Annotated in this window: 9 protein-coding genes and 1 pseudogene; 6 read left to right on the top strand and 4 right to left on the bottom strand. The window is 67.1% G+C overall.

From position 1 onward, the window contains the following. Positions 1-97: 97 nt before the first annotated feature. Both ABZU25_RS11190 and ABZU25_RS11185 read right to left on the bottom strand, forming a co-directional pair. Positions 98-319 carry a hypothetical protein gene (locus ABZU25_RS11190; RefSeq protein ID WP_355029188.1) on the bottom strand — a complete coding sequence of 74 codons (222 nt, stop codon included), beginning with the start codon at positions 317-319 and terminating at the stop codon, positions 98-100. 220 nt (positions 320-539) lie between these two features. Next, complete coding sequence (locus tag ABZU25_RS11185; protein ID WP_355029187.1) at positions 540-1,244, bottom strand: TMEM175 family protein; 705 nt, start codon at positions 1,242-1,244, stop codon at positions 540-542. 159 nt (positions 1,245-1,403) lie between these two features. On the opposite strand from ABZU25_RS11185, the gene ABZU25_RS11180 reads away from it, so the two are divergent. The 3 genes from ABZU25_RS11180 (at position 1,404) to ABZU25_RS11170 (ending at position 4,711) form a co-directional block, all read left to right on the top strand. Beyond that, positions 1,404-2,561, top strand: a complete 1,158-nt coding sequence (locus tag ABZU25_RS11180) for a glutathione-independent formaldehyde dehydrogenase (protein WP_355029186.1) — start codon at positions 1,404-1,406, stop codon at positions 2,559-2,561. A gap of 624 nt (positions 2,562-3,185) precedes the next feature. After that, positions 3,186-3,539 carry a hypothetical protein gene (locus ABZU25_RS11175; protein ID WP_355029185.1) on the top strand — a complete coding sequence of 118 codons (354 nt, stop codon included), beginning with the start codon at positions 3,186-3,188 and terminating at the stop codon, positions 3,537-3,539. Further along, positions 3,536-4,711: a zinc-dependent alcohol dehydrogenase gene (locus ABZU25_RS11170; RefSeq protein ID WP_355029184.1), complete on the top strand. Its 1,176-nt coding sequence runs from the start codon at positions 3,536-3,538 to the stop codon at positions 4,709-4,711. Before ABZU25_RS11175 ends, ABZU25_RS11170 begins: the two co-directional genes overlap by 4 nt. A 303-nt stretch (positions 4,712-5,014) precedes the next feature. Here the strand turns inward: ABZU25_RS11170 and ABZU25_RS11165 are convergent. Both ABZU25_RS11165 and ABZU25_RS11160 read right to left on the bottom strand, forming a co-directional pair. Continuing rightward, positions 5,015-5,179: pseudogene (locus ABZU25_RS11165) on the bottom strand (ISAs1 family transposase); the annotation flags it as partial. A gap of 164 nt (positions 5,180-5,343) precedes the next feature. Continuing rightward, positions 5,344-6,228 (bottom strand): S41 family peptidase, encoded by an 885-nt coding sequence (locus ABZU25_RS11160; RefSeq protein WP_355029183.1) that lies wholly within the window; start codon positions 6,226-6,228, stop codon positions 5,344-5,346. Between the two features lie 407 nt (positions 6,229-6,635). On the opposite strand from ABZU25_RS11160, the gene ABZU25_RS11155 reads away from it, so the two are divergent. The 3 genes from ABZU25_RS11155 (at position 6,636) to ABZU25_RS11145 (ending at position 10,802) form a co-directional block, all read left to right on the top strand. Next, on the top strand, positions 6,636-6,932 hold the full coding sequence (locus tag ABZU25_RS11155; protein WP_355029182.1) for a hypothetical protein: 297 nt from the start codon (positions 6,636-6,638) through the stop codon (positions 6,930-6,932). A 936-nt stretch (positions 6,933-7,868) separates the two neighbouring features. Then, complete coding sequence (locus tag ABZU25_RS11150; RefSeq protein ID WP_355029181.1) at positions 7,869-9,206, top strand: FG-GAP-like repeat-containing protein; 1,338 nt, start codon at positions 7,869-7,871, stop codon at positions 9,204-9,206. Positions 9,207-9,374: 168 nt separating this feature from the next. After that, complete coding sequence (locus ABZU25_RS11145; RefSeq protein WP_355029180.1) at positions 9,375-10,802, top strand: tachylectin-related carbohydrate-binding protein; 1,428 nt, start codon at positions 9,375-9,377, stop codon at positions 10,800-10,802. The last annotated feature ends 6 nt before the right edge of the window (positions 10,803-10,808 follow it).

Here is a 10,808-nt window from a genome sequence, read left to right as displayed (position 1 = left end):
AAGCGCGCGACCTGCATCTGACCGAGGAGGACGTGGCGGCACTCGACACGGCGTTCCCGCCGCCGGCCGGCCCGCAACCGCTGGAGATGTTGTAGCGTCACCGACCGTTTCGGGGGACGGCGCCGGTCGAGGTCGGCGCCATCCGCTCGGCGATCCGGCGATGGAGGGCGGTGAGCGCCGGGCGGACGGTCGCGGGCACTGGCGTCGGGTCGGCCAGCCTGCGGGCCGCCTCCGGGAGCCAGGCGAGATCGGCGTCGAACCGATCGCGCTCGCGTGCCTCGCCGGGGGATCGCCGGGCCAACCCGACGGCCGTCGCCATGACCGGGAACAGCAGCGGCCGGCGACTACTCTGTGGGCCTGGATCAACACCGCCACCCGGCCGGATGAGCACCTGACGTTGGCACCCTTGCTGTGAATGGCTCGGGCCAGCCTCCGCCCGGCTGCCTCGGCGCTGATCGTCGCGGCGACGTCGGCCATATCCCGGTACCAGACGTAGGCCGGCAGCATCTACTCCAACGTCTGCCGTCCAGAACACGATCTCAGCCGTCTGCGCGTTGATCGTCAGCTCCCGATGCCGCGGGGCGATGCGCGGTCCGGCGGATGAGAGGCACCTGGTGCAGACCGGCGCTGGTGACGGCGTAGAACACCGGCAGCACGACGAAGATCACCAGGCCGGCGAGCGGTGCGACCAAATACCCGATGAGCCCTGCGGCGGCATAGAGGATGACCCCGACGAGTGCCCGCACCCGCTCGCCGGGGAAGTGCCGCTCACTGACCCCCTCCCGGAGCAGGTCTTCGCGCCGAGCCAGGTAGTGGAAAAACGCCAGCCAGCTCGCGCAGAGCAGCGCGCCGATCAGCGCGTAGAAGGCGACGGCCACGCGTTGGTCCTGCTGGTCGTGCTCCTGAAGCGCGTGCGAGACGACGGCGGTCGGGAACGGCAGCAGCGCGGTGGTGAACAGGACGAGGAGGTTCACCCAGTGCAGACCCCGATCACTCTCCTTGACGCGATTGAACGCGCCCTTGTGGTTCAGCCAGACGATGGCCACGTAGGTGTACGAGGCGAGATAGGCGACGTAACTCGGCCACTGCTCCAGCAGCCCCGACAGCAGGCGACCGGGTGGTACGTCCGGCACCCCGAGATCCAGCACGAGCAGCGTGATGACGATGGCGAAGACGGCGTCGCTGAACGCTATGGCGCGGCTGGTGTCCGACCGGGTACCGATGTCGTCGGTTGGCCTGCTCACGGTCGGTGGCTACCCGCCTACGCCCACGATAACCGGCACCTCGCAACCGAACCCAATAGCGCGAATCAGGAGGTGGGAGGCGAAGCGGATTGCAAGAATCTGACTGCCACGCGGTCTTCGAGCCGCAGTAGGGGCGGAATCTTCACACGGGGGTACTGAATGAAGGCAGTCGTGTACGACGGACCACGGACGGTCAGCGTCAAGGAGGTGCCAGACGCCAGGATCGAGCGACCGACGGACGCCTTGGTACGCATCACGACGACGAACATCTGCGGGTCCGACCTGCACATGTACGAGGGACGCACGGACTTCGAGCCCGGCCGGGTGCTCGGGCACGAGAACATGGGTGAGGTGATCGAGGTCGGCGAAGGGGTCGACCTGGTCAAGGTGGGCGACATGGTCTGCATGCCGTTCAACGTCTCCTGCGGGTCCTGCGCCAACTGCAACCAGGGCCTGACCGCGTTTTGTCTGGTGGCGAACCCGGCACCCGGCATGGCCGGCGCAGCCTACGGCTTCGCCGACATGGGTCCTTGGAGCGGCGGTCAGGCCGAGTTGCTGCGGGTCCCGTGGGCCGACTTCAACTGCCTGGTCCTGCCGCCGGACGCCCGGGACATGAGCAGGCAGAAAGACTACGTGATGCTCTCGGACATCTTCCCCACCGGCTGGCACGCGACTGAACTCGCCTGCGTGCGGCCCGGCGACAACGTGGCGGTCTACGGTGGGGGGCCGGTCGGCCTGCTCGCCGCCTACTCCGCGATCATCAAGGGCGCCAACAAAGTGATGGTGGTCGACCGCCATCCGGACCGGCTGCGCCTGGCCGAACAGATCGGCGCGATCCCCATCGATGATTCCCAGGGATCACCGGTAGACCAGATCCTGGAGCAGACCAGCGGGATGGGCGCGGACCGCGGCTGCGAGGCCGTCGGTTACCAAGCGCACGACCCGCAGGGCCAGGAGAAGGCGGGACTGACGTTGAACAACCTCGTGCACTCCGTGCGGTTCGGCGGCACGATCGGCGTGGTCGGCGTGTACGTCCCGCAGGACCCCGGGTCGCCGGACCCGGGGCAGAAGCAGGGCAAGGTGCCGTTCGACTTCGGCATGTTCTGGTTCAAGGGGCAGAGCATGGCCACCGGGCAGTGCAACGTGAAGAACTACAACCGGCAGCTGATGAACCTCATCGCGAACCACAAGGCCGAGCCCTCTTTCCTGGTGTCGCACGAGCTGAAGCTGGACCAGGCACCGGAGGGTTACCGGAACTTCGATGCCCGCGCTGACGGCTGGACCAAGGTGCTGCTGCACCCCGACGGCGGACGCTGACCACAGCTCGGCCTCGTGACGCGCGGAGGCGGCACCCGGTGTGGGTGCCGCCTCCGTCGGGGCCGCCACGGACGTGGGCCGGGTGGGCCCTGCTCACCGCGTTCGAGGCCGCCGACACCCCGCCGGTCGACGGGCCGGAGGCGACGGCCGCCGTCGCGGGCGAGGTGGCCGCGGAGGCCTCGGATGTCGTCCGGACCGGCGACATCTCGGGTACGGCCCGCCGGGCCGCCCTGCTGATGGCGCCCGCGCCGAGGGTCCAGTCACGACGGCGGCTAGGAGGAGCCCCGCGGTCGGTGGATCGCGTTGTTCGTGGCTCGGCTGCTCGTCGAGCGGTGGCGTCCTTCGCCCGCGCGGTGTCGCGCCCGTACCTCTGCCCCTTGCCAGGTGCGCGAATCGCCAGCGCGACAGTGCACCGATATGACAGGTTTGTCCGCGACGGAGCCGCCGGTCGGGCAGCTGCGGGGACGGCTGAGGTCGACTCGGGGGGCGTACATGAGGGCATCGGTCAAGGCGGGGGCCATCGTGGTCGGGGGGTTGGCCCTCCGCAAGTTCCTGCTCCCGTTGGGCCGTCAAGGGCCCTGGCATCGGGGCCCGTTGATGCGGCGCGAACCGCGGTGGCACGTGGTGACCGTGAAGCCAGTCCGCGCCGAGCTGACTCCGGACTCGCCACTTCCGGAGCCACTAGCCGGTCTCGGTGACGCCGTGGACGTGCAGATCCGCCGAGCCCCGGCTGACCAAGGCGTCGAGCTGGCGGTGCGGCTGCGTGACGGCGCCCAGTCGCCGGTGACCGCGGGAGCCAGGCGACTCGCGGGTCGCGATCCCAATCAGGCGATCCGGGCCGCACTGCGCGAGGCGAAGCAGCTGCTGGAGACCGGCGAGGTGCTGCACCCCGGCTCTCCACCCACCACCCGGACGACGGCGGTCAACAAACCGCTGCAGATGGCGACGCGGCTGGGTCGCCGGGAGGGGCGACTGTGAAGGCACTGTTGTGGCAAGGCGTCAACGAACTGTCGGTGAACGAGGTTCCGGACCCCACGATGCGCAACGAGCAGGACGCCATCATCCGGGTGCGCAAGACGGCGACGTGCGGCTCCGACCTGCACCTGCTGGGTGGGTACATCCCGTTCATGGAGCGGGGCGACGTCCTCGGGCACGAGTTCCTGGGCGAGGTGGTCGAGGTCGGCCCGCAGGTGCGTAAGCACAAGGTGGGCGACCGGGTGGTGGTCTGCTCGTTCGTCTCCTGCGGCCGCTGCTGGTACTGCCAGCAGCAGCAGTACTCCTTGTGCGACAACGGCAACACCAACCCCGCGATCACCGAGAAACTCTGGGGCTTCGCACCCGGCGGCTGCTACGGCTACTCGCACGCGCTCGGCGGCTTCGCGGGCAGCCACGCCGAGTACATCCGCGTTCCGTACGCCGATCAGGGGGCCTTCACCGTCCCAGACGAGGTCAGCGACGAGCGTGCTCTCTTCGCCTCCGATGCCGCCCCGACCGGCTGGATGGGCGCGGACCTCGGTGGGGTCAAGGCCGGTGACGTGGTCGCGGTGTGGGGCGCGGGCGGGGTAGGCCAGATGGCCGCCCGCGCGGCGGTCCTGCTCGGCGCGGAGCGGGTGATCATCATCGACCGTCTCGCCAACCGGCTGCAGATGGCGGAGAAGTACCTGGGCGTGGAGACGCTCAACTACCAGACCCAGGACGTCGGCGGTGAACTGCTGGAACGCAGCGGCGGGCGCGGGCCTGACGTGTGCATCGAGGCGGTGGGGATGGAGTCCCACAGCACCGGCCCGCAATACCTGTACGACCAGGTCAAACAGCAGATGCGCCTGGAATCGGACCGTCCGATCGCCGCCCGGGAGGCCATCTACCAATGCCGCAAGGGCGGGAGCGTGTTCCTGCTCGGCGTCTTCGCCGGCCTTGTCGACAAGTTCCCGCTCGGGGCGCTGATGAACAAAGGCCTCACCCTGCGCGGCGCCCAACAGCACGGACACCGCTACATCCCGATGTTGCTCGAACGGATGGCTCGCGGCGAACTGGTCACCGAACACCTCGCGACACACACCATGCCACTCGACGAGGCGCCACAGGGATACAACATGTTCAAGAACAAGCTCGACGGCTGCGTACGCGCCGTCTTCGAGCCCACCCGATGATCGGTGCGCCGGGTCGTGTCGCCGGTCGGCTCGACACGAACGCGGCGATAAGGACCCGGTAGGGGCTGGTTCGTCGGCACCCAGGCGGCACGTAGTCGGTGGTCGGCGTGGTACTTGAGCAACGTCGCTGACTGCGCCAGCGTCCAGACGCCCTTGCGCCCCATCGTCTCCCGCTCGCCCTGCCGGGGCTGCCGTACACCCTCGACGTTGAATCCCAGCTCGCCCAGCGCCTCCGACAGGACGCGGTGCACACTGCGCACTGGGGTTAGCGACAGCGGCATACCATCAGGGCCCCGGCTGTCGTCAGGTGATACCGAGCAGTGCCAGCGGGCGGGTGCTGTCGCGGGCGTGATGCCGGTTGGCGGCGGCGGCGATGTTGGTGACTCCGGTCAGGCGCAGGGCACCGATCGCGGCGTTGCGAAGAGCGGCCATGACCTGGGGTCCGGTGCCGGTGCGGATCTGGCTGCGCGGACAGCGCCGCGCAGGCTGAGGTTCGGTGCCGGCCGTTGGCGCGTACCGTGATCGCCGAGGTTGCCCGCGCGCACCCGACGCCGGCCGGTGTGGCGCAACTGGCGACGCTGCTCGGCCTCACCCGCTGACCGATGCGGGGCGGGCCGCCGACGCGGCCGCGCCTATGCGACCGAGATGGCCTTGAGTGCCGTGTCGAGTGCCTGGCCCGCCGGGACGGGCACATCGGGGAGCACTCCGACGCCCTCCCAGTTGGTGCCGGTGACGCTGTTGATGGTCCGGGCGGTTGGCACTGTCACGAGGATGTGTTCGGTGACCGGGTGGCGGGCCGTCGGATGCGCGCCGCCCCGTGTCGTCTCACCGACGACGACGGCCCGGCCGTGCGACTGAAGGGTGTACGCCACGTCCTCGCCCCCGGAGAACGTCATCGCGCTGGTGAGCACATGGACCGGGCGGTCGGCATAGCGCGGCGCGGGAAGGTGCGCGGTCGTCCAGAACTGGCGGGTGGCGCCGGTGGACCGCTCGTAGAAGTCGTTGAGGTGCACCTGGTCGTCGCGGAAGAAGTAGCTGCACCACATCGCGGCTCCCTCCGGTGTTCCGCCGGAGCATGCGCGCAGGTCGAGGATGAGCGCGCAGCTGAGGGCGACCAGCTGCATGGCCGCGCCGATCGCGGCGGCGCCCTCGTCGGCGTACGCGATGCGCCGCACATCGATGAGCCCGACGTTCCCGTGCAGGTGCTCGACCCGGCGGATCCCCTGGTTCTCCGCCCTGAGCAGCGCGAGGAACGCGGCCCGCCCCCCGTCTTCGTCCGCTGGATCCAGCGACTGCGGCTGGTCTGACCACAGCAGCCGCAGATGCTTGTCCGGGCACACCTGTTGGAGGTGAGCGGTCACCGTCTCGCAGAGCGCCGGCCCGTCCAGATCGTCGTACTCGCCTGCCGCGAGACGGCGCCGGATCGTGGCGTCGATGTCGGCGACCTTCGCAGGAAAGACGTACCCTGCCTCGATCCGGTCCAGAGCCTGTCGGATGATCTTTCCGTTGGGGAGCACGGCGGGCGATGCTAGACCGCGAACAGCCTCATGGCGATCGAATTGCGTGCCAGCCCAGGTGCCGCGTGACGAGGTCCGGTACACCGTCGAGTGTCGTGACCGGGGCGTCTGCCACTCGCCGAGCGCACGGTGGTGCGCGGCATTTGTCCCGTGTGGAGTAATGATCTCTCCTTCGTCGGCTAGCGTGCGCGTCCGTGAATCACCCCCGAATTGCTTCCGCAGTAGTGATCCTTGCCGCTACGACCGCTCTGACCGCTTGCGGTGACCCGGATACGGCGACGACAGCCGGATCGACGCCGCCTGCCAGCACGTCCGCCGCCGCCACCTTGGCGCCTGCCTCCCCGACCGCCGCGCCGGCGTCGTCAGCCGCAGCGGGCGCCACGAGCGACAGGCAACTCTGTACGTCGATGAAGAAGGCCAGCGACGAGCTCAAGGCCGAGCTGGTAAAGATCGCCACGGCCGGTGAGCCATCGGCGGCGGACTTCAAGAAGATCCTGACGGAGTTGGGGAAGAGGGTGACCGCGTTGGCCTCGGCCGGCGGTGAGAGCAAGGTTGCCGTCGCCCTCCGGCCGTTCGGCGCCGAGGCGGCCAAGGCCGCGGCGGCGGCCGACCCGGCGTCCGCTGCCGACAACCCGGCCTACCTGAAGGCCGGCAAGGACCTCACCGCCGCGTGCGAGGCAGCCGGAGTCAGTCTGGTTCTCTGATCACGAGGTCTCGACGCTGTCGCGTGGGACGGGCGTCGGGGTGGTCGGCGGCGGCGACATTCGGGCCATGGCGGTCGCCGACCACCCTCCCCGTGCCGACCACCCTCGCCAGCAGGACCGCGAACCGGGGCACCCGCAGCGGGCCGGCCCCGTGTCGTGCCGCCGGGACCCTCCGCCAGGCTCGCTCGGCTGGAGCGCGGACGAACGCGCCGGTGCCACAGCCGCGGGTCCGGCGTCGGGGGACCGTTCGGTCGACGGCTTCCCGGGCCTGCCGGTCGACGTGTTCTACCTGAGCCTCCGGTGCCTCGTCGCCGGACGCGGTGGCGTCCTGGTGCTCGACTCAGCAGTGAACGGGGTGTCAGCCGTATCCGTCGGCCGCGCTGACGCGACCGCCAGCCGGGACTGTCGAACGACCGTCATCGTTGCCGGACCAGCCGTGAACGTGTCGGCGAGGCGCGGCCCGCAGCCCTCGGCCGACCCGGGAGAAGACGGTCGTGCCTGTCTCGGACGGGCAATAGCACGAATAGCCGACGATGACTGCCCCGAGGGCCGGGCCCTGGGCAGTTTTTCATCGTTGCGTCATGAAGTTGACATTCCGTTGACTCGATGGACCTTCGCGGTGATGCTGAGGTCCGTCATAAACGCCCGCTTACGCCGATGCCGACCTCATGCGCTGAGATTTACAGAACGTCTCAGGTCGGCGCGGCCGATGTCGTGGCACATCCCTCGAGCCTATTGCCCGGATTGGAGATCTGGTGGCCCGTCTGCGCGGGGGCGGACGGATCCCTTTGGACGCGTCTGCCGGAAACAGGGCAGTCCGGCGGGCGTGCATCGACTGCTCAGCTTGAATTTAGGACAGTTATGCGAAGTGCAGCATTACACCGAGTCGTTTCGGTGCCATTATCCGCACTACTAGCCTTGGGAGCGCTCCTCGCGGTGCCCGCTCCCGCATCGGCCGCCAGCACGGCGGCCTGCGATCCGGCCGGACCTACCGGATCTGACGGCCAGACCGCGACCGCATTGAATGGTCGCCTCACCGGTAAACTGGCCCACTCGATAACGGCATACCAGGTGTCGTGCGCCCGCGTCATCGTCACAAGGGTCAAGAATCGGGGGATGGCGCGGCGTGCCGCGACGATCGCCATCACCACGACGATCGTAGAGAGCGACATTCGCAACCTGACGTACGGCGATCGCGACAGCGTCGGGTTGTATCAGCAACGCCCATCGACCGGGTGGGGCACCGTGGAACAGATCATGAATCCGGTGTACGCGACGGACAGCTTCCTGAACAAGATGCTCAGGGTGAGACCTGGCACCTGGATGACCGATCCCATCGGCGAGGTCTGTCAGGCCGTGCAGATTTCGGGCACGCCCGACGCTTATCAGCCGCAGGCCAGGGACGGGGACATCATTTCGGGCGTGCTGTGGAATCAGCAGGCACGATCGCCGGGCGGCAGTGTGGGCGATGTCAGTGGTGACGGCCACTCAGACCTGTTGGGTTTCAAGCCTGATGGGACTCTGTGGTATTACCCGAACAACATGGACAGTAATGCGGGTGGTGTGCCGTTCGTTGCCGGTAAGCAGATCGGCAAGGGTTGGCAGGACTTCGATCGGGCGGTCTCGGCTGATGTCAGTGGTGATGGTCATGCTGATGTCGTAGCCACGAAGCCTGATGGGACGATGTGGTGGTACCCGAACAACATGGACAGCAATGCGGGTGGTGTGCCGTTCGTTGACGGCAAGCTGGTCGGGCCGGGTTGGCGGGACTTCAATCGGTTCGTCGCGGCTGATGTCAGTGGTGATGGCCACGCCGATATTCTGGCGACGAAGCCTGATGGGACGATGTGGTACTACCCGAACAACATGGACAGCAATGCGGGTGGTGTGCCGTTCGTCAAGGGCGATCAGATCGGGCGGGGCTGGCAGGACTTCGACCGAATGGTCGCGGCTGATGTCAGTGGGGACGGCCACGCCGACATTGTGGCGACGAAGCCCGATGGGACGCTGTGGTGGTACCCGAACAACATGGACAGCAATGCGGGCGGTCTGCCGTTCGTTGGCGGTAAGCAGACCGGACAGGGCTGGCAGGATCTCGACCGGCTCGTCGCAGCTGATGTCAGTGGTGATGGCCACGCCGATATTGTGGCGACGAAGCCCGATGGGACCCTGTGGTACTACCCGAACAACATGGACAGTAATGCGGGTGGTGTGCCGTTCATCGGCACCGAACAGATCGGGAAGGGCTGGCAGATCTACAGTCGCATCGCCTAGCTGGTCGCGGGTCGTGACTGCCTGCGGACGAACGTTCGCTGCGTAACGACAAAGATATTTAGTGGCCAGGGCTCTACACGGCCGGCGCAGCTCCGCTCAGGTCAGTGGTGTCTTGCGTGCCGCCCGCCGTGTGCTCCCCATGAACGAGATTCGGAAGGAAATCAGGAGATGCGTTTCTTTAGGAGAAAGACGTCCACCCTCGCCGCGGCGGGTTTGGCAGTGTCGGTCATGCTCGCCGCAGTGCTGGGCAACGCCGCGGCAGTCTCTGCCGCTCCGTCCACGCCCGACTTCGGAAAGTCGATCGACGGCTATGCCTCGTACGACGGTCAGGACACCTGCGACCCGACGCCGAAGCCTGGCGTCGTCGCTTTCAAGAACCTGCTGAACGCGACGTACAAGGCACACTCGTACGGGATCGGCCGGGCGTGCGATGTCGGCGGAACCAGCGAGCACAAGGAGGGGCGAGCGCTGGACTACATGCTGGACGTGAACAACTCCGGCCAGCGGGCGACGGCGACCGACATCTTGAACTGGCTCCTCGCCACCGACAAGTATGGCAACAAGCATGCCAACGCGCGGCGGCTCGGGATTATGTACCTGATCTGGAACCGCCAGATCTGGAAGTCGTACGAGTCGTCGGCGGGCTGGCAGAGCTATTCCTGCGATGGTTCGGCCAGCGGTTGCCACACCAATCACATCCACTTCAGCTTCAGTTGGGCCGGCGCCCGAAAGCAGACGAGTTGGTGGACGGTGGCGCCCCTGCCCCCAACGATCGGTGGCACCGTCGGTGACGTCAGCGGTGATGGTCACGCGGACGCGTTGGGTGTGAAGCCGGACGGCACGATGTGGTATTACCCGAACGACATGGATTCCAACCCGGGTGGTAAGCCGTTCGCCTCGAAGGTTCAGGTCGGCACGGATTGGCAACAGTTCGACAAGGTGATGTCCGCAGATGTGTCGGGTGATGGTCACGCGGACGCGTTGGCTGTGAAGCCGGACGGCACGATGTGGTACTACCCGAACAACATGGACTCCAACCCGGGTGGTAAGCCGTTCGTCGAGAAGACTCAGGTCGGTGAGGACTGGGACCAGTTCGACAAGGTGATGGCTGCGGATGTGTCGGGTGATGGTCATGCGGACGCGTTGGGTGTGAAGCCGGACGGCACGATGTGGTATTACCCGAACAACATGGATTCCAACGCGGGTGGAAAGCCATTCACCACGGGAATTCAGATCGGTACGGACTGGCAGCAGTTCACCAGGGTGATGGCTGCGGATGTGTCGGGTGATGGTCATGCGGACGCGTTGGGTGTGAAGCCGGACGGCACGATGTGGTACTACCCGAACAACATGGATTCCAACGCGGGTGGTAAGCCGTTCACCACGAAGACTCAGGTTGGCAAGGACTGGCAGCAGTTCGACAAGGTGATCGCCGCAGACTACAGCGGCGACGGAAACGCTGACCTCGTCGCCGTGAAGCCGGATGGCACGATGCTCTACTACCCGAACAACATGGACTCCAACCCGAACCAGATGCCCTTCACCACGGGTCAGGACATTGGCTTCGGCTGGGAGATCTACAACAAGATCGTCTGACGATGA

Origin of the sequence: Micromonospora sp. NPDC005215 (assembly GCF_040607915.1) — a bacterium.
Taxonomy (GTDB): Bacteria; Actinomycetota; Actinomycetes; order Mycobacteriales; family Micromonosporaceae; genus Micromonospora.
This window is presented reverse-complemented; position numbering and strand designations above follow the sequence as displayed.

Bases quoted from the DNA above. Each gene is read 5' to 3' on its own strand.
- ABZU25_RS11190 (WP_355029188.1), bottom strand. From the start codon at position 319: ATGGCGACGGCCGTCGGGTTGGCCCGGCGATCCCCCGGCGAGGCACGC.
- ABZU25_RS11180 (WP_355029186.1), top strand. From the start codon at position 1,404: ATGAAGGCAGTCGTGTACGACGGACCACGGACGGTCAGCGTCAAGGAG.
- ABZU25_RS11155 (WP_355029182.1), top strand. From the start codon at position 6,636: ATGAAGAAGGCCAGCGACGAGCTCAAGGCCGAGCTGGTAAAGATCGCC.
- ABZU25_RS11145 (WP_355029180.1), top strand. From the start codon at position 9,375: ATGCGTTTCTTTAGGAGAAAGACGTCCACCCTCGCCGCGGCGGGTTTG.